Raw genomic sequence first — 23,989 nt, forward strand, 5'->3', positions numbered from 1 at the left:
GCCCCACCGCCCCGCCGTGCCGCTCATCCTGCATACGTCCACGAGGCGAAAACGCAGGACAAGCGGCACAGCCGCCGCCCCACCGCCCCGCCGTGCCGCTCATCCTGCATACGTCCACGAGCGCCGACCGCTACCCCGCCACAGGTGCTCGTCCCGCCGGATGAGCTCGAGGATGCTGGCGGCGACCTCGTTCCAGCGATAGGTGATCATGCGGTAGCTCAGCCTGACGACGAGGTACCCCTGCATGGTGAGCGCGAGGTCGCGACGGCGGTCCTCCTCGAAAGCGGCGCCGGTATGGAATTCCGCGCCGTCGAGCTCGAGAACCAGGCGATCGCCCACGAGGAGGTCGACGCGGCCAGCCGGTTCCAGCCAGACCTGCGACCGGAACCGCACGTTGTGGGCGGCCAGCAGCAAGCGCACGAGCGTCTCGAGACCAGACTGTGCGCCCGCATCCGCCCGATCGAAGACCCGCTGCTTGCGCACCGGGATGTGCGTGCGCATCCAGCGCAGATCTGCGGGACCGATCAGGCGCTTGTTCAGTGCCGAGTCGAGGGCGACGGCAGCGGAGCGCACGTCGCCGCACCGGAACATCTCGACGAGGGCGTCGGGAATACCGTCCATCGCCGTCAAGGCCGCGGGCCGACTGCTGTAGTGCACGCACACAACGTGCTCGATGGCATCCAGAGGGCGGCCGCGATCATCGGGTGAGGCGAGCCTGCTCGCCGTGGACGGCACGCGCACATGCAGCCTCTCGTCGGCGAGTGTCCAGAGCTGACAGATGCGGGCGACGGACGCGCCGGTGAGCGTTCCGCCCACCCGCACCGCCCGCACCAGGTCGAGCGGTGCCGACGCAGTGGCGAACCAACCGGAACGGATGCGGTCGAGGCCGCCGTTCGCCACCTCGCGAGCGATGCGCCGACGGTCGAACCCGAGGTCGTCGAGCAGCCGATACCCGGCGACCCCGCCGAGTGCGTCGATGGCGGAAATCAGATCGTCCATCGTCACAGCGTGGGCGGGGAATCGTCGAGGGAAGCGCGTCGCCTTCCGCCTGTGGAGAGACCGGGCCGTCTGCTCCTCTGTGAATAACTGGGCCGCCCGCCCAAACGCAGGACCAGCGGCACAGCAAACGCCCCACAGCCTCCCCGGGCCGCTCATCCTGCAACTGCACCACCCCGCCGCCACCCGCCCGTCAGCCCGCCCGCCCGGCCGGCGACGAAACGCAGGACCAGCGGCACGGCAGGCGGCCCACAGCCTCGCCGTGCCGCTCATCCTGCAGCTGCACCACCCGGTCACCCGCCGCTGGCCAGCGCCCAAACGCAGGACCAGCGGCACAGCAAACGCCCCACAGCCTCGCCGAGCCGGTCATCCTGCAGCTGCACCGCACCACCCGCCACCACCCTGCGCGCCCGGCGGCGGGGCCGGCCAAACGCAGGACCAGCAGCACGGCAGGCGGCCCACAGCCTCGCCGGGTCGCTGGTCCTGCGTTTCCGGATGGCGGGGCGCGCGGCGGAGGCGCGCGCCGAGGCGGCGCGCGCCCCTAGGCTGCAAGCATGCAGACGTACGACGTGATCGTGATCGGTGCCGGACCCGTTGGCGAGAATGTCGCCGATCGCGCACGAGCCGGCGGGCTCTCCGTCGTCATCGTCGAGGCCGAGCTCGTGGGCGGCGAGTGCTCCTACTGGGCGTGCATCCCGTCGAAGGCGATGATCCGTCCGGGCGTCGCCGTGGCATCCGCCAAGCGCGTGCGCGGAGCGGCGGATGCGGTGACCGGCACGGTCGACGCGGAGGCCGTGCTCAAGCGCCGCGACTGGTGGGTGGCCGATTGGGACGACAGCGGCCAGCTGAAATGGCTCGACAGCGTGGGCGTGGACCTCGTGCGCGGGCACGGCCGCATCGCCGGTGTGCGCCGCGTCGACGTGCAGGCTTCCGACGGCAGCACCGTCGAACTCGAGGCGCGTCACGCCGTGGTCGTGAGCACCGGATCGGCGGCCCTGCTTCCCGACATCGACGGCCTCGAGTCCGTGAACCCGTGGACGAGCCGCGAGGCCACCGGAGCGAAGCACATTCCCGGCCGCCTGCTCATCCTCGGCGGCGGAACCGTCGCCTCCGAGATGGCCACCGCCTACCTCTCGTTCGGCACCGAGGTCACCGTGATCGCCCGCAGCGCCCTGCTCGGCGGCGAGGAGCCCTTCGTGGGCGATCTCGTCGGCGACGCACTTCGCGAGGCCGGAGCCGAGGTGCTCATCGGCCGCAGCATCACCCGCGCAGAGCGCAGCGACGCGGGCGAGGTGACGGTCACCCTCGATGACGGGCGTACCCTCGTCGGCGACGAGCTGCTCGTCGCGACCGGCCGCATCCCGCGCACGCAGGACCTCGGGCTCGAGCGCGTCGGCCTGAAGCCCGGCGACTGGATCACCGTCGACGAGACGCTGCGGGTGACGGGAACGGATGCCGCCGAGCTCGAGGGCGGCTGGCTCTACGCCACGGGCGACGTCAACCACCGGGTGCTGCTCACCCACCAGGGCAAGTACCAGGCACGCGCGGCCGGCGACGTGATCGTGGCGCGCGCCAAGGGCCTCGCCCAGGACGGTAAGCCGTGGGGCGTGCACGCCGCGACCGCGGACCACCGTGCCACGCCGCGCGTCACGTTCACCGATCCCGAGGTGGCGGCCGTCGGCCTCACCGCGGCTGCGGCGAAGAAGCAGGGCCTGGACGTGCGCGTGCTGGACTACGAACTCGGCAGCGTCTCGGGCGCCGGCCTGCGCGCCGACGGCTACAGCGGCAAGGCCCGCGCCGTCGTCGACGTGCAGCGGGAGGTGCTCGTGGGCTTCACCCTCGTTGGGCAGGATGTCGCCGAGATGCTGCACGCGGCGACCATCGCGATCGTGGGCGAGGTGCCGCTCGAGCGGCTGTGGCACGCCGTGCCCGCCTTCCCGACCATGAGCGAGGTCTGGCTCCGGCTGCTCGAGGCGTGGGGCCGTCCCACCGCGCAGGACTGAGCGCCTCCGGGCGCCCCTGCCGTTTCCCGCATCCGTACCCCGCGAGGTCGTACGCTGAACGGATGCGACGCCTCCTGCTCGATTCACCCTTCAGCCGGCTGGGTTACCTCTGGGGAACCGGCGTTGGCATGGTCTGGGGCTTCCTGTGGAGCACCGGGCGCGTTCAGCGCCGCGAGGGACTGTGGGTGTTCCGCGGGCTGCCGCGCTGGGCGTTCCGGCGCGGCGGGGTCTGCGTCGGCGGCTGCTACCTCACCCGCGACAACGTCAGCGACGAGGTGCTCGAGCACGAGGCCGTGCACAAGCGTCAGTGGCAGCGCTACGGATTCCTGATGCCGCTTCTCTACCTGTTCGCGGGAGCCGACCCGCTGAAGAACCGCTTCGAGATCGAGGCCGGCCTCGAGAAGGGCGGCTACGTGCGCCGCTGAGCGCGACGCAGCTCGCCCTTCCCGACGCGCTCAGGCCTTCTGGGCCGCGGCCGAGAGCGCCGAGACGAGGTCGTCGAGTCCCCACGTGAGCGAGAGGGCGGTCGGCGGCGAGACGGCGGCCACGAACTCCGTGCCGACGACCTGTGCGACAGCGCCGCGCGCCACGGCGGGCAGGGCCTGCATGGTCGGCGAGGCGAGGAACGCATCCGCAGCCTCCTGGTTGTCGGAATAGCTGACGACGATGTCGCTGTCGAGCTTGTCGAGCTGCTCGTAGCTCAGCGTGTAGTAGAAGGGCTGGTCGCCGTTGTCGAGCTTCTTCACCGCCGGAGCCACCTTCAGGCCGAGGTTGGTGAGGAACTCCACGCGCGGGTCGGCCTCCTTGTAGACATAGAAGGTCCCGCTCACGTCCCAGACCGCCGCCACGCTCTTGCCGGCGAGTTCCGGATGCGCGTCGGCCTGCTGGGAGAGCGTGTCATCGAGCGAGGCCAGAACGTCCTTGGCCTTGTCGGCCTTTCCGAGGGCCTTGCCCACCGTCGTGATCACGTCACGCCACGGCGTGGTCCAGGCCTCTCCCGTGAAGGCGACCACCGGCGCGATGTCGCTGAGAGTATCGAACTGCTCCTTCGTGAGGCCGGAGTACGGCGCGAGGATGACATCGGGTCGAGCCTTGATGACCTCTTCGTAGGGCACCGTCTCGCCGTCATCCGTGAGGATCGCCGGCGTCTTGGCTCCGAGCTCGTCGAGCTTCTTGGCCACCCAGGGCAACACGCCGTCGGAGTTCGCTCCGTAGGTCTGCTGGGCGATGGCGACCGGCACGACACCGACGGCCAGGGCCGCCTCGGTGCTGCCCCATCCCCACGTCGCGACCCGCTTGGGCTGGGCGTCGATCTTGGTGGTGCCGAAGTTGCTGTCGAAGCTCACCGGGAAGGCGTCGCCGCCGGCCGCCGGGGTCGAGGATGTCGCGCCCCCGCCGCTCGCGCAGCCCGTCAGGGCGAGCGCGGCCGCGGCCGCGACCACCGCAGCTGCGAGTCGGAATCGGTGTCGAACAGGCATGGACAGCTCCTAGGGAGTGAGAGGGGCGCGATCAGTCGTGTGATCGAAAGTAAGGCGAGCCTATCCTAAATGACGCGCGGCGGCGGCGATCACCGGACGGCGTCGTGCCGCCCGATCGGCACCACGAGAGGCGTGCCCGTCACCGGGTCGGCGATGACGAGGTTGGGCAATGCGAACGCCTCCTCCACCGTCTGCCGCGAGAGCACGTTCGAGGGCGCTCCCTCGGCCAGGATGCGACCGGCAGCCATCACGACGAGGTGGTCGGCATAGCGGGCGGCGAGGTTCAGGTCGTGCAGCACCATCACGATGGTCGTTCCCCGCTGCCGGTTCATGTCGACGAGCAGGTCGAGCAGTTCGACCTGGTGCGTCACATCGAGGAAGGTCGTCGGTTCATCCAGCAGCACGGTTTCGGCGTGCTGCGCGAGCACCATGGCGATCCAGACGCGCTGACGTTGGCCTCCTGAGAGCGCCTCGAGGGGGCGATCGGCCAGGTCGAGCGTCGCCGTGGCCTCGAGCGCCTCGGCGACGATGCGGTCATCGTCACTGGACCGCGAACGGAACCAGCCCTGGTGCGGATGCCGGCCCCGGCTGACGAGATCGGCCACCGTCACGCCGTCGGGCGCGACGGGCTGCTGCGGCAGCACCGAGAGCGACCGCGCGAGCTCCCGCGGCGGGTACTCGCGCACGTCCCGGCCGTCGAGGGTGACCACGCCCGAGATCGGCTTGAGCAGCCGGGCGAGCCCGCGCAGCAGCGTGGACTTGCCGCACGCGTTCGCCCCCACGATCACCGTGATGCGTCCTTGCGGGACGACCAGGTCGAGATCGTGCACGACGGTGCGGCCCTCGTACCCCAGCGAGAGGCCCTGCGCTCGCAGTCCCGTCGACGACGCGGCATCCGTCGATCCAGCGGCCATGCTCATCCGTCCGATCCCGTGCGGTTGGCCGTGGCGATCAGCCACAGCAGGTAGGGCGCGCCGATGAGCCCCGTCACGATTCCGACCGGCACCCGCGTGCCGCCGAGCAAGGCGTACTGCGCGGCGAGATCGGCGATCACGACGATCGCGGCGCCCACGAGAGCGGATGCCCCGAGCGCCGCGGACCCTCGTCCGACGAGCGAGCGGGCGATCGGCGCCGAGACGAGGGCGACGAAGGCAACCGGGCCCGCGAGGGCCGTGCCGACGGCGACGAGCGCGACGGCGAGAACGATGCTCGCTGCCCGCGCTCGCGCGGCATCGACCCCGAGCGAGCGCGCGGTGTCATCGTCCAGTTGCAGCAGCGGCATCCGCCGGCCGACGAATCCGGCCAGAACGCACAGCACGGCGAGAGCGACGAGCGCCGAGACGATCTCGGGCCAGGCGACGTCGCCGATGCCGCCGACCAGCCAGACCAACGCCTGGCGGGCGTCGCGCACGTCGGCTCGGGTCAGCATCCAGCCCAGAGCGGCCTGCACGAGAGCGGCGAGTGCGACCCCGATGAGCACGAAGCGGTAACCGACCAGGCCGCCCCGCCAGGCGAGCGCCCACATCAGTGCGGCGATCACGAGGGCGCCGGCGAATGCAGCGACGCCGACGGCCGGCCCGGTCTGGCCGAGCACGAGCATCACGAAGACGGCGCCGATGCTCGCGCCGCCCGTGACACCGAGGATGTCGGGGCTCGCGAGGGGATTGCGCAGGGTGCTCTGGAACAGCGCGCCAGACAGGCCGAAGGCGACGCCGGCGAGCACTCCGGCCAGCGCGCGCGGCAACCGCAGTCGCAGCACGATGAAGTCGGAGATGCGGCTGCCACGGCCGAGCAGGCTCGCGATCACATCCCCGGGTCCGAGACCCGTCGCTCCGAGGGTGAGGGCCACGACGACGGCCACCACGACGATCGCGGCGAGGCAGGCGATGACGAGCGCTCCCCGGCGGCGGCGCTGCAGGCGGCCGGCGGCGACGATGGCGATCGCGCTCATCTCAGACCCCCGCCAGACGGGCACGACGCACGATGGCGATGAGCACCGGCGCTCCGATGAAGGCGACCACGATGCCCGCTTCCAGTTCGGCCGGCGCCACGAGCAGCCGTCCGAGGATGTCGGCCAGCAACAGCAGCACGGGACCCAACGTGAGGCACAGGGCGAGGATCCAGCGATAGTCGGCACCGACGAGCCTGCGTGCGACATGGGGCACGACCAAGCCGACGAGGGCGATCGGCCCCGCCAGTGCGGTCGCGCATCCGGCCAGTATGATGACGGCCGCCGCGGCGAGCACGTGCGTGAGGGCCGGACGCTCCCCCAGGCCCCGGGCGACGTCGTCGCCGAGGGCGAGCACGTTGAGCCGACGCGCGAGCACCCCCGCCAGCACGATTCCCACGAGCAGGAACGGCCACAGCGCCGCCGGCCCGGCGATGTCGCGACCGGCGAGGGAGCCGACCGACCAGGAGCGGTACTGGTTCAGGGTGTCGAGCCGGCCGATGAGCACGAGTGTGATGAGCGGCGTCGTCGCCGCGAGCACGGCCGCACCGGTGAGGGCGAGTTTGACCGGCGTCGCGCCGTCGCGCCCCCGTGAGCCGATGAGAAAGACGATCGCCGCCGCGAGCGCTGCGCCGGCGAAGGCGAACCAGACATAGCCGTCGGGCCGAGTGATCCCGAGCCACGCGATCGCCACGACCACGGCGAGGGAGGCGCCGGCGTTGATGCCGAGCAGTCCGGCATCCGCGATCGGATTGCGCGTGACCGCCTGGATGATGCCGCCAACGAGAGCGAGGGCCGCGCCAGCCATGAGGCCGATGAGGGTGCGGGGAACCCTGAGCTCGCGCACGACGAGGTGATCGACGTCGCCGGCAACGGGATGCAGGAGCGCATCGATCACGGTGACGGGGGCGAGAGCGCGGCTGCCAACGGCGAGGCTTGCGAGCACCATGGCGGCGAGCAGTACGACACTGCCCGCGAGCACCCACCAGCGCACCGCTCGACGTCGGCGCGCTGATTCGAGCGCGGGCCGTGCCGGCGCCACGGGTGAAGCGGACACCTCAGTCCAGTTCGGAGCGGCCCTGCCGCCAATAGCCCATGAACGCCACGGAGCGCCGGTCGAGCCCGGCCTCGGCGACGAGGAAGCGGCGCAGCGTCTTGATCACGGATGCTTCGCCGGCAAGCCAGGCGTAGAACTCGCCGTCGAGGCTGAGCCCCTCGGGAACGTCCCAGAGCAACTCGCGGTCCACGTCGATCTCCTCGAGCGGAGGCTGGTCGATGCCGGCCCGAAGGCGCCGGGCCGTCCAGTCCCGCACGGCGGGGATGAGGGCACCGCCATGGGGGATGCCGCGGCCGCGCGGCAGCCAGCGCACCTCGACGGCTTCGGGAGTGACGAGCTCGAGTTCGTCGGCGGGTGTCGGCACCTCGATGAGCGCGCAGCCACGGGCGTCGGCGGGCAGGGAGGCCAGGATGGCGCCGATGGCCGGCGCGGCGGTCTCGTCGCCGGCGAGCAGCACGGTCGAGACCATGCCGGGTCGCCAGTCGATGCCGATCGTGCGGCCGATGCTGGTCTCATCGGGGCCGACGAGCACGATCGGGTCGCCCGGTCGTGCGTTCAGCGCCCAGGCGGATGCCGGACCCGCAGTCCCGTGAGCCACGAAGTCGATGTCGACCTCGCACTGCGCGGGGCGCACCGCGCGCACCGTGTAGGTGCGGAACGGGTTGCGCTGCCGCTCGGGAAGGGCACGCCACTGGCTGTACCACTCGCCCGTGCGGGGGAAGTGCGTGAAGCCGCTCTCCAGGGGCAGCACGACCTTGACCCTCTGGTCGAGCCCCGCCGTGCCGAACCCCGCGAGCTGCTCGCCGCGGAAGGTGATTCTCACGAAGTTCGGGCTCAGTGCGCTCACTCGCGCGACGCTCGCCTCGAACGGCCGGTAGGCGGGACGCTCATGCAGCACCTCCGGCGCCGCGGGCGGCCGGATGGCCGTCGTCGCGGCGTGTGAGGTAAGCATTACCTAAGTCTTACACAGCCGACTCCCGCGCGGGAACCGCGACGGCTGGGAGGGTGCTGGCCGTTTCAGAGCGACCAGGTGGCCGGATGCCGGTGCTGCCAGCGGATGCGGCGCTCCAGCTGGGCGCCGAGGGCCAGCAGTGTCGCCTCGCCGCCCGGTCGCCCGATGAGCTGGACACCCATGGGCAGGCCCGATGCGGTCTCGTGCACCGGCAGAACGATGGCGGGCAGTCCGGCAACGTTGATCATCGAGGTGAACGGGGTGTACTGCACCTGCTGGGCGAAGTTGCGGTCGCCGTCTTCGGCGTCGTACCAGCCGATCGGTCGTGGGGTCATGGCGAGCGCCGGCGTCAGCACGGCGTCGAAGGGCGAGAGCTGGTCGATGAGCGAGCGCTCGAAAGCCGTCAACGTCGTGAGCGCTTCGCTCAGTTCTCGCGCCGTGAGCCCGCGCCCGCGGGCCACGAGCCATCGGGTCAGCGGCTCGAGCAGGTCGAGTTCGGCATCGGTCTCGGCCGGAATCGCGGCCGCGCCGGCCTGCCAGAGCACTCGGAACGCGGGAGCGTACATCTCGACGTGGGTGAGCCTGACGCTCTCCATGCCGTGGCCGAGCGCCGTGAATCCCGCGACGGCGGCGTCGAGCGCGGCGAGGGCTTCCGGCTCGAGCAGCACGTCGTGCGCCTCATCCCACGGCGAGGTCGTCATGACGCCGAGCTGGAAGCGGCCCTCGCCGCGGATGGCCGAGGCGAGGAACGGGCCGTCCTCCCCCGGCGCCCGCACGGCGTAGTGGTGCTCGGCCGGCGCGCCAGCCGGCTGCACGAGTGCGTCGAGCAGCAGGGCGGCATCCGCGACCGTGCGCGCGATCGGTCCGTCGACGACGAGGCCACCGAGGGAATCGAGGCCGCTGCCGGCGGGTACGCGGCCGCGCGAGGGCTTCAGACCCACGAGCCCGCAGGCTGCAGCGGGGATGCGCACCGAGCCGCCGCCATCGGAGCCGGGTGCGAAGGGCAGCAGCCCCGCGGCCACGGCGGCGGCCGCTCCCCCGCTCGACCCGCCGGGGCCACGGGTGAGGTCCCAGGGGTTTCGCGTCGCGCCGTGAGCGCGGGACTCGGTGTAGGCGGGCAGCCCGAATTCGGGTGCGGCCGTCTTGCCCAGGCTGACCGCCCCCGCGCGGTCGATGGTTCGCACGATCTCGTCCGATTCGTCGGGCACGTACCCGTCGAACAGGCGCGAGCCGAACCCCGTCGGAACACCGGCGCGTCGCCAGAGGTCCTTGTCGGCGATCGGCAGCCCCCAGAGCGGGGCCGCGCGGGTGGCGCCGGCCTCGAGCGCGATCGCCCGGCGCAGCCCCTCCTCCTCGGTCACCGTGACGAACGCGCCGATCGACGGGTCGATGCGCGCGATGCGCTCGAGGTAGTGGCGGGCGATCTGCGTCGGCGTGATGTCGCCGGACTGCAGCAAGCGCCATTGCTCGAGGGCGGTGTACTCGTGGATGGCCTGCACCGGGCGAACTTAGCGTTCCCGATCGGCGCGCCGCAAGGGATCGACGTCGCGGGCCGCAATGGATGCGTGAGACGCCCAGCATCGTTCACCCTGCGTTCTGAAGCCGTCTGCACGAAGAATCTGCAGCATCCTGGCCCTACTTCAGGCTCTTCTGCAGCAGCACCGTGCCGAGCCATCGATCGAACTTGAAGCCGACCCGACCCATCCGGCCGATCTCCTTGAACCCGAACTGCTCGTGCAGGTGCAGGGATGCCTCCGCCCCCTGGTCGGCGATCACCGCGATGATCTCCTTGAGTCCGGCGGCCTTCGACCGGGAGATGAGCTCGCCGAGCAGGACCCGGCCGAGCCCCTTCCCGGTGGCAGCCGGCCCGAGGTAGATGGAGTTCTCGACGGTGAAGCGGTACGCCCGCTTCTGCTTCCACGGCGTCACGAGCGCGTAGCCCAGGATGATGCCGCGGGGCGAGACGGCCACGATGAACGGCATGCCGAGCTTGTGCAGGTAGGCGAACTTCGAGCGCCATTCGCGCAGCGTCATCGCGTCTTCGTCGAAGGTCACCATGCTGTTGGCGACGTAGTAGTTGTAGATCTCGCGGATGTGGGGCAGGTCCACGGCGGTCGCGTCGCGGATCTCGTACTCGAAGGGCGGCTCTTCCACGGCCGCCTTGCGCAGGTGCGGCGGCAGCTTGCGTCGCGCCTCGTATTCCTCTTCCAGCACGGCTACAAGGCTAGCCCCGCCGCGTTTCCGTCGTGTGACAACGACCAATCCACCGGCGAGGCACCCAGCTGCTCCAGCAGGGCGTTCGCGCGACTGAACGGTCGCGATCCGAAGAATCCGCGGCTCGCCGAGAGCGGGCTCGGATGCGCGGACTCGATGATCGGGGTCTGGCCGAGCAGCGGCTTCAGGCCCGCGGCATCCCGGCCCCAGAGAATGGCCACGAGCGGGGTCTGGCGGGCCACGAGCGCGCGGATGGCGTGCTCGGTGACGCGCTCCCACCCCTTGCCGCGGTGCGAGCCCGGAGCGCCGGGAGAAACCGTGAGCACGCGGTTGAGCAGCATGACCCCGTGCTCGGCCCAAGGCGTGAGGTCGCCATGCGGCGGCGGGGTGATGCCGAGGTCGTCGCGCAGCTCCCGGTAGATGTTGCCGAGGCTGCGCGGCAGCGGCCGTACGTCGGGGTCGACCGCGAACGAGAGCCCGATCGGGTGACCCGGCGTCGGATACGGGTCCTGCCCGACGATGAGTACGCGCACGTCGGCCATCGGAGAGCGGAAGGCGCGCAGCACGTCCTCTCCTCGGGGCAGGTAGCCACGGCCCGCCGCCGTCTCGGCCCGCAGGAACTCGCCCATCGCTGCGATGTCACCGGCGACGGGAGCGAGGGCCCGTGCCCAGTCGGCATCCAGCTGGCCGGCCTCGGCGAGTTCGGGCAGGCTCAGCGCCACGGCCTCAGGCACCCATCGTCGAGACGAGCACACCGGCCTCACCGGGAACGACGCTCCACGCGCTACCGGCTCCCGAGACGACGAGTCCGCCCTCGCCGATCACCAGCACGGTGTCCTCATCGATCGCGATGCCGCCCTCGACGAGGCCGGCCTCGGCCGCGGCGACGAGCCGCGAGACGGTGCCCCACTGCGCCGCGTGAACGTCGATGGAGACGTCGATCAGCCCGATGCCCTGCTCGATGGTGAGTTCGTCGAGGTCTTCGGATGCGTCTTCCGGGCACACGGCGACACCACCGATGCGCCAGCCGCCGACGAGCGCGCGCTCCGCGGCGATGACGGACCCGGCCGAGAAGCCGAGGTAGGGAACGCCGTCCGCCACCTGGCGGCGGATCTCGGCGGCGTGCGGCTCGACGGCGACCCGGTAGGCGGGGGTGAGGCCGCCGCCGATCACGATGCCGTCCACGTCCGAGAACGCCGTGAGCGGCAGGTCGCCGCCCTCGCGGATGGCGCTGACGTGCGCGTCGAACTCGCCGGCCACGCCGAGGGCCTCGATGAGCTTGCCGGCGTGCTCAGCTTCGTCGCCCGGGCGCACCGCGACCACGGCGATGCGCGCCAGTTCACGTCCGGCAGCGGCCGCGCGGGCGGTGGCCTCGATGACGAAGGAACCGTAGACCTCGGTGCTGGATTCCCATCCGCCGCCGACCAAGTGAACGCTCATGACTCGAGCGTAACGGCATCCGTTTCACCCAGTTGCGCCAGCAGGGCCGGCGCCACACGGAGAGTGCGGCGTGCGTCGATCGCGCTCCGGTCGAACTCCTACCGGTCGTTGTGGTCCTGGTCGGGGTGCTCAGGCCCCTCGTGCTTGTCGTGGTCGGGATGCCGGACTCGGGAGGTGTTCGCGACGCGCTCATTCATGAAGCTGATCACCGTGGCGGATGCCGCTCCGACGATCACGACGCCACCGGCCATCAGCAGAACGGCGATGACCCGGCCCGCCGTCGTCACCGGATAGGTGTCGCCGTAGCCGACCGTCGCCATGGTCACGCACGCCCACCAGAGCGCGTCTCCGAACGTGGTGATGGTTGCTCCGGGGGCGTTCCGCTCGACGGCCAGTTCTGTCAACGAGAGCATGTAGACGTAGAGCACCGCGAACAGGGCGGCATACGCGACGACCTGGGTGCGGGCAGCGGACGGCCCGCCCCGGCGGAAGTACTCGATCTCACGCAGTGATCGCAACAGGCGGAACGCCCGGAACAGCGGGATGATCACGGCGAAGAGGTCAAGCAGGTTGTAGCGCACGAACAGCCACCGGTGCCCGGGGCTGAGCACGAGCCTCACGACGAAGTCGACGAGGAAGGCGAGCCAGCTCACCGCGAGCACGACCGCGGCCACGGGCCTCGACGGGCCGGGAAACTGCTCGGCGAGCACGAGGAAGGAGTACACCGCGATGAACGCGACCGTCACAATGAACATCGGAATGGCGCTCGCACGCTCCCAGCGCTGCCGCCGGGGAGAGATGACGTCGCGATCGTGCACGGCCACGGCAGCCCTACGCGTCCTTGGCGCGGAGCGGACCCTTGGCGACCAGGTGCGGGGCCGACTGCGCGACCGGCTTGATCACGATGAGGTCGAGGTCGACGTGCGGCGGCAACTCCACCGCGTGCACGATGCTCTCGGCAACGTCTTCGGCTTTCAAGGGGTTCGGCACGTCGGCGTAGACGGCATCCGCCCGCGCCCGGTCACCGCCGAAGCGCACGAGTGAGAACTCATCGGTGTGCACCATTCCCGGTGCGACCTCGATGACCCGGATGGGCTCCCCGTTCAGTTCCAGTCGCAGCACCTCGGTCATGGCGTGCGCCGCGAACTTGGCGGCGTTGTAGCCGCCGCCACCGGCGTAGGCGACATGACCGGCGATGGACGTGACGTTCACGATGTCGGCACTGCCCGTGGTGGCGCCGGTGACGGGATCGGGTGCACCGACGGAGCGGCGCAGCAGCGGAAGCAGGGCGCTCGTGAGGCGCTTCACCCCGAGCACGTTGATCTCGAACATCCACGCCCAGTCCTCTACGGCGCTGTTCTCGACCGAATCGAGCCCCTTCGCCCCGCCTGCGTTGTTGACGAGTGCGTGCACCTCACCGGTCTCGGCGAGATGATCGCGCAGGGCGTCGACGTCGGCCCGGCGGGTGAGGTCGGCAGCGAACACGCTCGCACCGGTCTCCGCGGCGAGCGCCTCGAGTCGATCCGCGCGGCGAGCCACCCCGACGACATCCCAGCCGTGGGAACGGAACCCTCGCACTGTGGCGGCCCCGATCCCCGAGCTGGCACCGGTCACGACGACGCGTTTGGAAGGCATGAGCACATTCTGTCAGGCGGAGCACGCCGGCCGGCGACTGCAACAATGGTGCGATGAGCACTGCCGCCGGACTGCCCCGCACCGTGGCGGGGCGACGGGTGCCGCTGTGGGACAACGCCCGCTGGATCGCGATCGTGCTCGTGGTCGTCGGCCACGGCATCCTGCCCCTCATTCACGAGTCGGATGCCGCCTACTCCGTCTACCTCTTCGTCTACGCCTTCCACATGCCGGTGTTCGTCGTCGTCAGCGGGTACTTCGCGAAGTCCGCTCCCCCCGGCCCCCGTCAGCTGAAGCGCGTGATCACCGACATCGTTCTGCCCTACCTCATCTTCGAGACCGTCTGGACGGTGATCCGCTGGGCGCTCGGCGGGAAGTTCTGGCTCGACTACGCCACCGCGAGCTGGACCCTGTGGTTCCTCATCGCCCTCGCCGTCTGGCGCATCGTGCTGCCCTACCTCGTGCTGCTGCGCTGGCCCCTCACCATCTCGATCATCGTGTCGGTGTTCGTGGGCTACTTCCCCTCGATCGACTCGACGTTCGCGCTCTCGCGCACCATCGGGCTGCTGCCGTTCTTCGTCTTCGGTTGGGCGCTGCGCCAGCGCCAGATCACGGGGAGGTGGCTGGCCCTCCCTCCGCGCGTGGTCTGGCGCTGGCGTGCGGGGGCGCTCGCGCTGTTCGCCGTGCTCGCCGTGCTGATCGCGCTGAACATCACGGCACTGCGCACCGCCCAGATACGGCAGTTCCTGCTGTACGACCTCGCGTACCCGGCCATCGGATACGACGCCGCCTGGGCCGGGGCCCTCCGGCTGGGCCTCATCCTGCTCGCGATCGTGCTCGTGCTCGCGTTCCTCATGCTCATGCCCCGGCGCCCCACGCCGTTCACGGCGCTCGGCGCGGCCACGATGTACATCTACCTCCTGCACACCTTCTTCCTGTACCCACTCCGGGAGACGCCGGTACTCCAGGGGCCGCAGCCGTTGTGGGTGCTCCCGGGCGTGATCGCCGTGTGCATCGCCATCGCCGTGCTGCTCTCCCAGCCCTTCGTGCGCCGCATCTTCCACCCCGTGGTGGAGCCGAAGGCGCGCTGGCTGTTCCGCGCGGAACCGCACACCGCGACGGGCACGCTCGTGCTGCCTCCCGACATCCGCTGAGTCCTCCAGCGCGCCGCGACGAGGGCGGCCGCATGCGTTACCGCGTATGTCGGGGTGCATTGCCGCGGTCGGGGCCCAGACCTACTGTCGAGGCGAGCGTCGCAGGCTTCGACGCCCTACCCGGCCCTGAAGGAGAAACGATGACCGACAACAGCGCGAACTGGGCATTCGAGACGCAGCAGGTTCATGCCGGCGCGGCCCCGGATCCCGTCACCAACGCCCGCGCCACCCCGATCTACCAGACCACCTCGTACGTCTTCAACAACGCCGAGCACGCGCAGAACCTGTTCGCCCTGGCCGAGTTCGGCAACATCTACACGCGCATCCAGAACCCGACCCAGGCTGTGGTCGAAGAGCGCATCGCCGCGCTCGAAGGCGGCACGGCGGCACTGCTGGTCGCATCCGGACAGGCGGCGTCGACGTTCGCCGTGCTCAACATCGCGCAGGCGGGCGACCACATCGTGTCGTCGTCGTCCATCTACGGCGGAACCTACAACCTCTTCAAGTACACCCTCGCCAAGCTCGGCATCGAGACTACCTTCGTCGAGAACCAGGACGACGCCGAGGAGTGGCGCCGTGCGGTGCGCCCGAACACGAAGCTGTTCTTCGCCGAGACCATCGGCAACCCCAAGATCAACATCCTCGACATCGACCTCGTCGCCGGCGTCGCGCACGAGAGCGGCCTGCCCCTCATCGTCGACAACACCATCGCGACGCCCTACCTCATCCGCCCGTTCGAGCACGGCGCCGACATCGTCGTGCACTCGGCCACGAAGTTCCTCGGGGGCCACGGCACGACCATCGGCGGCGTCATCGTCGATGGAGGTCGGTTCGAGTGGTCGAAGAACGTCGAGAAGTTCCCCGGCCTGACCGAGCCGGACCCCTCATACCACGGTGCGAGCTACACCGCGGCGGTCGGCGACGGCCTCGCCTACATCATCAAGGCCCGCGTGCAGTTGCTGCGCGACCTCGGCGCCGCCATCGCGCCGAACAGCGCGTGGCTGCTCATCCAGGGCATCGAGACTTTGTCGCTCCGCATCGAGCGGCACGTTCAGAATGCCCAGGAGATCGCGGAGTGGCTCGACAACCACCCCGACATCGCCTCGGTGAACTACTCCGGCCTTCCGGGCAGCCCGTGGTACGCCGCCGCCAACAAGTACGCCCCGAAGGGCGTCGGGGCGGTGCTCTCGTTCGAGCTGAAGGGCGGCGTCGACGCCGGCCGCGCCCTCGTCGACAACCTGCAGCTGTTCAGCCACCTGGCGAACATCGGCGACGTGCGATCGCTCGTCATCCACCCGGCCTCGACGACGCACTCGCAGCTCACGCCCGAGCAGCAGCTCACGACGGGCGTGACGCCGGGACTCGTGCGCCTCTCGGTGGGCATCGAGAACGTGGAAGACCTGAAGGCCGACCTCGAGGCGGGGCTCGCCGCCGCGCGCGCCGTCACGACGGCATCCCTCGTCGCGGAGTAGGCGGGTCCCCTCCTCTCCTCGCCGCCGACCGAAAAGCGAGGAGATTCCGAAAAGCGAGGCGTTTTGCCTGGACACGCCGTTCCGCCACGCAGCGGAGCGGCGTGTCGTCGAAGATCGCCTCGCTTCTCGGAATCTCCTCGCTTTTCGGGTTCGGGCGGATTCGGGTTCGGGGTCGGGTTCCGCCGCGGCTTCTGAACGTAACAAAGCGGGTCGGATGCTCGCCCTGGCCGATGATGGAGGGATGGACTGGCAGACCCCCGCCGACTACTCGTCGACCGTCATCACGGAAGGGGAAGTCCACCAACTGGCCGGCAAGCCGCCCGTCACGGGAGCCTGGCGCGAGGGGGATCCCGTCGGCGATCGCCTGTTCGCCGCCGTCGGCCGCATCGACCTGGAACGAGGCGGCTCGCTGCCGTTCGCCCGGCTGGCCTTCGAGACCTGGGGAACGCTCTCTCCCGCAGCCGACAACGCCGTACTCGTGCTGCACGCACTCACGGGCGACTCGCACATCACGGGGCCGGCCTCGCCGGGCCACCTCACCTCCGGCTGGTGGAGCGGCATGGTCGGACCCGGCCTGCCGATCGACACCGATCGCTACTTCGTCGTGGTGCCCAACCTGCTCGGCGGATGCCAGGGCTCCACCGGGCCCGCGTCCCTCGCCCCCGACGGCGCCGAATGGGGCTCGCGCTTTCCGTTCCTGACCATCCGCGACCAGGTGACGGCGCAGGTTCGGCTCGCGGATGAGCTCGGCATTCAGCGCTGGGCCGCGGTCGTCGGCGGGTCGATGGGCGGCATGCACGCCCTGGAGTGGGCGATCGAGCATCCCGACCGGGTGGCCAGACTCGCCGCGATCGCCGTTCCGCCGGCATTGACGGCCGACCAGATCGCCGGCAACTCACTACAGCTGGATGCGGTCCGCTCCGACCCGAACTACCGGGGCGGCGACTATTACGACGCCGAGGAAGGTCCCGCCGCAGGTTTGGCCCTGGCCCGCCGCATGGCGATGCTCAACTACCGCAGCGGAACCGAACTGAACGAGCGCTTCTCGCGCAGCTGGCAGAGCGGCCTCAGCCCGCTGGGCGATGGCGGCAGGTTCGCCATCGAGAGCTACCTCGACTTCCACGGCAACCGTTTCACCCGCCGGTTCGACGCCGGCAGCTACATCACGCTCGTGAACTCCATGACCTCGCACGACGTCGGCCGCGATCGGGGTGGCGTGCCCGCCGCGCTCGCGCGCATCCGTGCCCTCACGCTCGTTCTCGGCATCTCGAGCGACCGCCTGTTCCCGCTCGAGGGGCAGCGATCGATCGCCGCCTCGGTTCCCGACACGCTCGACGGAGCGGACCCCGTCGTTCTCGATTCAGCGTTCGGCCACGACGGCTTCCTGATCGAGGTCGAGGGCGTCGGGCGCGAGGTGCGACGACTCCTGGAGGCGTAGAACGCAGATTTCCTGCGCGAAGCCGCGAGCGCCGCTAGAGTTCTCTCAGTCTCCCCTACGAAACTGGCAGGTTCCATGCAGCGCATCCTCAAGGAGCGCGACCGCTTGCTCCGGCGCACCGCACGCCTGGCGGGTCTCATGGCCGCTGCCGTCGCCATCATCTCCCTGTGCATTCCCGGGTCGGCCGACTCACTGACGCTCGCGATCTCCCTGGGCCTCGTCGGCCTGCTCACGGTCGGCCACTACCTGCTCGGACTCACGGGCCAGCTGCGCTGGGTACTGCTCATCTTCGTCGCCGGACTGGGCGCCATCGCCGCGATCGCCGTCGCCCCCACGGGCCACAATGCCGCGTCGTCGACGGCCGCCGTCGTCATCGGGGGCGGCGTCATCGCCTCCGCAGCGCTCGTGCTGCCCGTCAGCGTGCCGCGAGTGGTGCTCATGGCAGCAGCCTTCGTGCTCACGGTGGCCTTCACGGCGGCTGCGACGGTCGGCAACGGCGCGGTGAGCGCATACAGCCTGTGCTTTCTCGTCGGCGGATGGGCGACCTCCGCGCTCGTGGGCTGGTGGATCGGCCAGTCCGTCCCGCGTGTCATGCACCGCATCGCCAGCATCGGGCGCGCGCACCGCAGCGAGCGCCAGGCGAGCGAGCGCGAGGCGCAGCGCCGTCAGGACGCCCGCCTGCTGCACGACACCGTGCTCGCCACGCTCACGCTGCTCGCCCACTCCGGCGTCGGCGTGAGTTCCGAGGCGCTCCGGCTGCAGGCCGCCGACGACTCGCGGCTGCTGCGTCAGTTGCGCCTGGGCGGTAAGCCGATGCCGCGGGCGTCGGGGGTCTACACTCTCGAGCCGGTCGCAGAGACGGAACTGGGAACGACGCTCGAGTCGGTCAAGCAGCGCTTCAGCCGCATGGGCCTCGAGGTCAACTGGCACGGCAACGGCCAGGTGCTGCTGCCCTCCAACGTGTTGGACTCCTTCCTCGGCGCCCTCGGAGAGTGCCTCGAGAACGTGCGCAGGCACGCCGAGGTCGTTGAGGCCGACGTCACCATCTCCGACGACGACACCACCGTGCGCGCCATGGTGACGGATGCCGGCGTCGGCTTCGAGATCGACCACGTGTCCGAGGCGCGACTCGGGTTCCGCGAGTCCGTCGTCGCCCGCCTGCGCGACGTCGGCGGCAACGCCCGGCTGTTCAGTTCGCCCGGTTCGGGCACGACCGTCGTGCTGGAGGTGCCGAAGTAGTGTCGCAGGTCGAAGAGAACACCCTCGGCGTCGTCGTCGGCCGCGAGAACCTTCCGCGGCGCACCCGGCAGTTCCGCCGCCCGCAGCGCACGGTCAGCACGACCCGCGCCAACCAGGACGCCCTCGGCGGCAGGCACCTGCAGGTGGGCACTGTGACGGGGGCGACGCTCGTGAGCGCGTTCCTCTTCCTGCTGTTCGTCATGGAGTTGCCGAATCTCACCGATCCCCTGCTCTCGCTGCTCGCCTGGGGCGTGCTGCTCGTGGGCTGCACCGCGACGACGTTCGCGGTGCGCTCACAGGGCGGGAGCATGCCGCGCTGGTTGTTCGCGAGCGCGCTCGCGGCCGGTGTCGTCGTCATGGCACTCGACCTCGCGGGTTCGTGGGGAAAGACCGAGCAGTACGTCGTTCCGACGGCCGCGCTCGCCGTTCCGGTGCTGCTGCTCGCGCTGGTGACACTGCGCGAAACGGTGCAGATCATCACGGCCGCCGCCGCCATCGGCCTCGGCCTGATCGTGGCGACCCTGTTCGAGCCGCGGCCCGATCCGCTCTCGCTCGCCCCCGAGCTCATGCTCATCGCGGTCGCGGTGGGCGCTCCGCTGCTCGGAGTGGCCATCGTGCGTTCCTACCGGCGGATGGTGCAGCTCGAACTCGACCTGGCGCTCGTGCAATCCACGGTCCAGGCTCCGCGCATGGCGGTCGGCATGCTCGCATCGGAGGAGCTGACCCGCCTCGACGACGACGCCGAGTCCCTCCTCGACGATGTCGCCTCCGGACGGCTGCCCCTGCCGCTTCCCGCCGAGGCGGCGGCCCGCGCCACTGCGCTGGCCACCGCACTGCGCCTGCACCTCATCGAAGGGCGCAAGGAGACCTGGGTACGCCATGCGGTCGCCGAGTCGGAGTTCCTGGCACCGGCCGTCACCATCGACGACCCGTCGAGCCTCGCCGGCCTGCTCGGCGCCGCTCAGCGCGACGCGCTCCTGCTCGTGATCTGGCTGCTCGTCAGCGACACCGATCGCTGGGGCGCCACGGTGCACATCACGTTCGGCCCCACGCATCCGCCGACCGTCGGCAACTACCGCACCGTGCGCTTCCCGATCGTGCTCGAGACCACCGGGGTGCTGCGGAGGCGTGTCGACGCGGCGGCGTGGGATGCGATGGGTATTGTCGGTCCGCACGTCGACTCCGTTTACGAGGGCAGCCTGCGGGTCGAGATCGATTGCACGGTCGACGCTCTTTCTGAGCCATAAGGTAAGTACGAAAAAGTCCGCGGCTTCGCCGCACAAGGAGGCACTGTTGGGTAATTCAGGTCAGATCCGGTTGGCTCTCGTCGACGATCATCGGATGCTGTTGGGGGCGCTGACCGAATGGATCCGCAACGCTGCGGATGACATCGAACTCGTGGCGGCGGTGACCACGTGGCCCGAGTTGCTGACCCACGCCTCGTTCCCGGTCGACGTCGTGCTGCTTGATCTGGACCTGAAAGACAACATCCCGATCTCGCTCAAGCTCTCGACGCTGAAGACCACCGGCGTCAAGACCGTGCTCATGAGCACCTACTCGGAGCCCGCCGTCGTGCGCCAGGCGCTGGATGCCGGCGCGCTCGGCTACCTCGTGAAGAGCGAGGAGGCGAACATGATCGCCGAGGCGATCCGGGCCGCGTACAAGGGCGAGTCCTACATCTCCGAGGAGCTCGACCTCGCCATCAACTCGGTCGCCGCCGGCGATGCTCCCCGACTGTCGGCGCAGGAGCGCCGCGTCATGGCCCTGTACGGCGCCGGCGAACCCGTGAAGGCGGTCGCCTACCAGCTCGGCATCTCGGAGGAGACGGCCAAGAGCTACCTCAAGCGCATCCGCGAGAAGTACCGCCAGTCGGGCTACGACGTGGGAACGAAGGTCGCGCTGCGCAAGCGCGCCATCCACGACGGCATCCTGCTGCAGACCGACTGAGCCCAGACCGGACTCAGACGGCGTCGAGCGCGGTGACGGCTCCGGTTCCATACGGAACCTCGACACCGCGATTTCGTCGCGCCCGGTCGATCGAGAACGTCGCGATCGCGAGCACGAGGCCGGCGGTGCTGAGCCCGACTCCGATCCAGATCGGTGACACATAGCCCAGCCCAGCGGCGATCGTGAGACCGCCGAGGTAGGCCCCGAGGGCGTTGCCGATGTTCAGCGCCGAGTGATTCAGGGCGGCCGCGATGGACTGGCTGTCGCGCGCGATGTCCATCAACCGGGTCTGGATGGTCGGTGAGAGAGCGGCCGACATGGCACCGACGAAGAACGCGCCGATGAAGAGGCCGGGGATCGTGGAGGCGAACAGCGCGAGCCCGATGAGCGAGAGCATCAGCAGCACGAATCCCACGTACATCGTGCGGCGCACGCTGCGATCGGCCGCATGGCCGCCGACGATGTTGCCGAGCGTCATGCCGAGCCCGAAGACTACGAGCACGAACGGCACGAACGCTGCGGGCAGGCCGGCGACATCCGTCGCGATGGGCGCGATGTAGGCGTAGGCGGCGAAGAACCCGCCGAAGCCGATCGCCCCGATCGCCAGGCCGAACCAGACCTGCAGTCGGGTGAAGGCACGCAACTCCTTGCGCATCGTCGCGCCCGGGTTGCCGGGCTGCCAGGGCACCGCGACGGCCACGGCAACGAAGGTCAGGGCGAAGATGGCCGCGACGGCCAGGTAGGCGATGCGCCATCCCGCAACCTGCCCGAGCCAGGTGATCGTGGGCACCCCGACGACGTTCGCGATCGTGAGACCCGAGAGCACGAACGCCACGCCGCGGGCGCGCTTGCCCGGCCCCATGAGTTGCGCCGCCACGAGGGACGCGATGCCGAAGTAGGCGCCGTGCGGCAGCGCGGCGACGAAGCGCGCGAGCAGCACGAGGGGGAAGCTCGGCAGCAGTGCGGATGCGACGGTTCCGAGCGTGAACGCGGTCAGCAGCCCCAGCAGCAGTCGCTTGCGCGGCCAGCGCGCGCCGAAGGCCGCAATCGTCGGCGCCCCGACCACGACGCCGAGGGCGTAGGCAGAGATGAGCCAGCCCGCCTGGGCGTTGGCCGCCTCGGGCTCACTCGTGTAGAGGCCCGGCAGCAGGTCGGCGGCGAGGTTGGGCAGCAGGCCCATGGCGACGAACTCCGTGGAGCCGATGCCGAAGCCGCCCAGGGCCAGGGCCAGGAGCGCGAAACGAAGACGGGCCGGCGACAACGTCGTCGGCCCGTGAGAAGTCAGGGTCACCTCTCGAGTCTAGCGACGTAATCGAATCGATTCGACCCCCGACCTCTTCGAGCTGCGTGATCGGCGGGTGGAGCGTCCGCGCGCTCAGTCAGCGCGCTCGAGCGCCTCCTCCAGGCGCTGCACCTTGCCCGTCAGCTCGCCGGTGCGCCCCGGACGGATGTCGGCTTTGAGCACGAGCGAGACGCGGGAACCGAAAGCGCCGACGGCCTCCGTGGCGCGCCGCACGACGTCGAAGACCTCGTCCCACTCCCCCTCGATCGTCGTGAACATCGAGTCGGTCTCGTTGGGCAGGCCGGATTCGCGCACGATCTTCACGGCCGCCGCGACCGCGTCGTGCACCGATCCGTCGGAGCGGCCCGTACCCGACGGCGCCACCGAGAATGCGACCAGCATGCCGACCCCCTCAGTCCGTGGCACCCTGCCGCGGCCTGCTCTCAGTCTTCCACCGAACGCCGCCGGAACGAAGACCGGCAGGCACCGACGCACTGCGCCACAGGGCCAGTGCAGCCCAGGCGAGCAAGGCGACCTCGGCGAGGTTGCGCAGCGTCAGCAGCGCCACGACGAGCGGATGCGCGCGGAGCAGGGCGTCGTAGAGGAACGGGTAGATCGCCTGCGTGAGCGCCGCGAGCACGAGCGCGAGCACCGCGGGCAGCATGAAACGGCGCCCACGGTAGGCGACCCCGAGGATGACGGGCGCCGCGATCCAGCACATGTACTGCGGCGACCCGACCTTGTTGAACACGATTAACGCCATCACGAGCGCGATCGCGAGGGGCGGGAAGAGCACGACGAAGTGCGCGCGGCGCACGGCGGCCCGTGCGCCGAGTGCCAGCACTCCGGCGAGCGCGACGAACAGCAAGGGGGTCATGAGCCCCGCAGCGGCCTGTGCGCCGGCACCCTCCACCTCGAAGGTGTTGAGGCCGTGGTCGTACACGATACGTGCGCCGCCGCCGGCCGCAGCAGCCCATATCCAGGGCGTGCTGATGGGCGCCTCGATCTGCAGGGCCCGCGTCGTCTGGTCGCCGACGAAGCTCAGGAGGTTCGCGCCGCCGCCCAGCACGAACACGACCGCGACGACCGCGACCGAAGTTCCCAGCGCCGCCACGAGTACGTCGACCCGCCGGCGTGAGGCCACGATCAGGGCGGCGATGAGGGCGGCCGGCCAGACCTTGATCCACGTGGCGATGCTCAACAGTGCCGAGGCCAGCCGTGGCCTGCCGGCGGCGAACAGCAGCGCGACGATCGCGATGGCAGTCGCCACGGAGTCGACCCTGGTGAGAGCGATCGGCCCCAGCAGGAGCAGGAAGGCGAGCCACCACCATGCCGCCCGATGGCGTCGGGCGGGTCGATGGCCCCAGCCGATCAGCACGCCGAAGGCGACGGCGTCCAGCACGATGACCATGAGCAGCCACATCGCGCCGTAGAGCCCGAACCCGGCGATGCCGGCGATCGCGAGCGGAACGAGGGCGAGCACCGGATACACCCACGGTCCGTCGATGCCCACGACGTAGCCGCTCTCGAAGGCCGGCTTCATCCACACCGGGTACATGAACGTCACGTCGCCGAGCGGCACGCCGGGACCGAGGAATGCGAACAGGATGATCAGGCCGTGCACGAGCGCGAAGGCGCCCCACAGTGCGAGCGGATGCGTGGGGAGGCGCGATCCGAGGGTCGTGGAAGGCGTGCCCGGCATGGGAGCCATGCTAGCGAGCGGGCCTACACGCTCCG

Annotated in this window: 23 protein-coding genes; 8 read left to right on the forward strand and 15 right to left on the reverse strand. The window is 70.3% G+C overall.

All coding sequences use genetic code 11. The annotated features are described in order from the left end of the window. Positions 1 to 99: 99 nt before the first annotated feature. Complete coding sequence (locus WDJ51_RS01735) at positions 100 to 999, reverse strand: endonuclease domain-containing protein (RefSeq protein WP_337850699.1); 900 nt, start codon at positions 997 to 999, stop codon at positions 100 to 102. Between the two features lie 551 nt (positions 1,000 to 1,550). Here WDJ51_RS01735 and WDJ51_RS01740 point away from each other — a divergent pair. Both WDJ51_RS01740 and WDJ51_RS01745 read left to right on the forward strand, forming a co-directional pair. After that, positions 1,551 to 2,999, forward strand: a complete 1,449-nt coding sequence (locus tag WDJ51_RS01740; protein ID WP_337850700.1) for a dihydrolipoyl dehydrogenase family protein — start codon at positions 1,551 to 1,553, stop codon at positions 2,997 to 2,999. Positions 3,000 to 3,061: 62 nt separating this feature from the next. Then, positions 3,062 to 3,424, forward strand: coding sequence for a Fe-S oxidoreductase (locus WDJ51_RS01745; RefSeq protein WP_337850701.1), 363 nt, complete (start codon positions 3,062 to 3,064; stop codon positions 3,422 to 3,424). Between the two features lie 30 nt (positions 3,425 to 3,454). On the opposite strand, the gene WDJ51_RS01750 is transcribed toward WDJ51_RS01745, so the two are convergent. From WDJ51_RS01750 to WDJ51_RS01800, 11 genes are all read right to left on the reverse strand, one after another. Beyond that, positions 3,455 to 4,477 (reverse strand): iron-siderophore ABC transporter substrate-binding protein, encoded by a 1,023-nt coding sequence (locus WDJ51_RS01750; RefSeq protein ID WP_337850702.1) that lies wholly within the window; start codon positions 4,475 to 4,477, stop codon positions 3,455 to 3,457. Positions 4,478 to 4,566: 89 nt separating this feature from the next. Beyond that, a complete protein-coding gene (locus tag WDJ51_RS01755; RefSeq protein WP_337850703.1) occupies positions 4,567 to 5,397 on the reverse strand; it encodes an ABC transporter ATP-binding protein in 831 nt (276 codons plus the stop codon). Continuing rightward, positions 5,394 to 6,428, reverse strand: a complete 1,035-nt coding sequence (locus tag WDJ51_RS01760; protein ID WP_337850704.1) for a FecCD family ABC transporter permease — start codon at positions 6,426 to 6,428, stop codon at positions 5,394 to 5,396. Before WDJ51_RS01760 ends, WDJ51_RS01755 begins: the two co-directional genes overlap by 4 nt. Position 6,429: 1 nt before the next feature. Next, positions 6,430 to 7,467, reverse strand: coding sequence for a FecCD family ABC transporter permease (locus tag WDJ51_RS01765; protein ID WP_337850705.1), 1,038 nt, complete (start codon positions 7,465 to 7,467; stop codon positions 6,430 to 6,432). A 16-nt stretch (positions 7,468 to 7,483) separates the two neighbouring features. Next, positions 7,484 to 8,434 (reverse strand): siderophore-interacting protein, encoded by a 951-nt coding sequence (locus WDJ51_RS01770; protein WP_337850706.1) that lies wholly within the window; start codon positions 8,432 to 8,434, stop codon positions 7,484 to 7,486. Between the two features lie 65 nt (positions 8,435 to 8,499). Then, positions 8,500 to 9,933, reverse strand: coding sequence for an amidase (locus WDJ51_RS01775; RefSeq protein WP_337850707.1), 1,434 nt, complete (start codon positions 9,931 to 9,933; stop codon positions 8,500 to 8,502). A 136-nt stretch (positions 9,934 to 10,069) separates the two neighbouring features. Beyond that, on the reverse strand, positions 10,070 to 10,648 hold the full coding sequence (locus tag WDJ51_RS01780; protein ID WP_337850708.1) for a GNAT family N-acetyltransferase: 579 nt from the start codon (positions 10,646 to 10,648) through the stop codon (positions 10,070 to 10,072). A gap of 2 nt (positions 10,649 to 10,650) precedes the next feature. After that, complete coding sequence (locus WDJ51_RS01785; RefSeq protein WP_337850870.1) at positions 10,651 to 11,370, reverse strand: uracil-DNA glycosylase; 720 nt, start codon at positions 11,368 to 11,370, stop codon at positions 10,651 to 10,653. A 4-nt stretch (positions 11,371 to 11,374) separates the two neighbouring features. Next, positions 11,375 to 12,088, reverse strand: a complete 714-nt coding sequence (locus WDJ51_RS01790) for a Type 1 glutamine amidotransferase-like domain-containing protein (RefSeq protein WP_337850709.1) — start codon at positions 12,086 to 12,088, stop codon at positions 11,375 to 11,377. A 98-nt stretch (positions 12,089 to 12,186) separates the two neighbouring features. Then, entirely contained in the window at positions 12,187 to 12,912 is a 726-nt protein-coding gene (locus WDJ51_RS01795; RefSeq protein WP_337850710.1) for a potassium channel family protein, read from the reverse strand. A 7-nt stretch (positions 12,913 to 12,919) separates the two neighbouring features. Then, positions 12,920 to 13,723 carry an SDR family NAD(P)-dependent oxidoreductase gene (locus WDJ51_RS01800; RefSeq protein ID WP_337850711.1) on the reverse strand — a complete coding sequence of 268 codons (804 nt, stop codon included), beginning with the start codon at positions 13,721 to 13,723 and terminating at the stop codon, positions 12,920 to 12,922. 53 nt (positions 13,724 to 13,776) lie between these two features. Between WDJ51_RS01800 and WDJ51_RS01805 the strand changes: the two genes are divergently transcribed. The 6 genes from WDJ51_RS01805 (at position 13,777) to WDJ51_RS01830 (ending at position 20,970) form a co-directional block, all read left to right on the forward strand. Next, positions 13,777 to 14,874 carry an acyltransferase family protein gene (locus WDJ51_RS01805; RefSeq protein WP_337850712.1) on the forward strand — a complete coding sequence of 366 codons (1,098 nt, stop codon included), beginning with the start codon at positions 13,777 to 13,779 and terminating at the stop codon, positions 14,872 to 14,874. Positions 14,875 to 15,014: 140 nt separating this feature from the next. Next, positions 15,015 to 16,346, forward strand: a complete 1,332-nt coding sequence (locus tag WDJ51_RS01810) for a bifunctional o-acetylhomoserine/o-acetylserine sulfhydrylase (protein WP_337850713.1) — start codon at positions 15,015 to 15,017, stop codon at positions 16,344 to 16,346. Between the two features lie 241 nt (positions 16,347 to 16,587). Further along, positions 16,588 to 17,784: a homoserine O-acetyltransferase MetX gene (gene metX / locus WDJ51_RS01815; protein ID WP_337850714.1), complete on the forward strand. Its 1,197-nt coding sequence runs from the start codon at positions 16,588 to 16,590 to the stop codon at positions 17,782 to 17,784. A 75-nt stretch (positions 17,785 to 17,859) separates the two neighbouring features. Beyond that, complete coding sequence (locus WDJ51_RS01820) at positions 17,860 to 19,023, forward strand: sensor histidine kinase (RefSeq protein ID WP_337850715.1); 1,164 nt, start codon at positions 17,860 to 17,862, stop codon at positions 19,021 to 19,023. Then, positions 19,023 to 20,270: a hypothetical protein gene (locus WDJ51_RS01825; protein ID WP_337850716.1), complete on the forward strand. Its 1,248-nt coding sequence runs from the start codon at positions 19,023 to 19,025 to the stop codon at positions 20,268 to 20,270. Before WDJ51_RS01820 ends, WDJ51_RS01825 begins: the two co-directional genes overlap by 1 nt. A 46-nt stretch (positions 20,271 to 20,316) precedes the next feature. Next, positions 20,317 to 20,970, forward strand: coding sequence for a response regulator (locus WDJ51_RS01830; protein ID WP_443218450.1), 654 nt, complete (start codon positions 20,317 to 20,319; stop codon positions 20,968 to 20,970). A gap of 13 nt (positions 20,971 to 20,983) precedes the next feature. On the opposite strand, the gene WDJ51_RS01835 is transcribed toward WDJ51_RS01830, so the two are convergent. The 3 genes from WDJ51_RS01835 to WDJ51_RS01845 form a co-directional block, all read right to left on the reverse strand. Continuing rightward, positions 20,984 to 22,261, reverse strand: a complete 1,278-nt coding sequence (locus WDJ51_RS01835) for an MFS transporter (RefSeq protein WP_337850717.1) — start codon at positions 22,259 to 22,261, stop codon at positions 20,984 to 20,986. A gap of 84 nt (positions 22,262 to 22,345) precedes the next feature. Then, on the reverse strand, positions 22,346 to 22,654 hold the full coding sequence (locus WDJ51_RS01840) for a thiamine-binding protein (RefSeq protein ID WP_337850718.1): 309 nt from the start codon (positions 22,652 to 22,654) through the stop codon (positions 22,346 to 22,348). A 10-nt stretch (positions 22,655 to 22,664) separates the two neighbouring features. Further along, entirely contained in the window at positions 22,665 to 23,954 is a 1,290-nt protein-coding gene (locus WDJ51_RS01845) for a glycosyltransferase 87 family protein (RefSeq protein ID WP_337850719.1), read from the reverse strand. Positions 23,955 to 23,989 lie beyond the last annotated feature (35 nt).

The sequence above is a fragment of the Rathayibacter sp. YIM 133350 genome (assembly GCF_037404875.1).
Lineage (GTDB): Bacteria > Actinomycetota > Actinomycetes > Actinomycetales > Microbacteriaceae > Orlajensenia.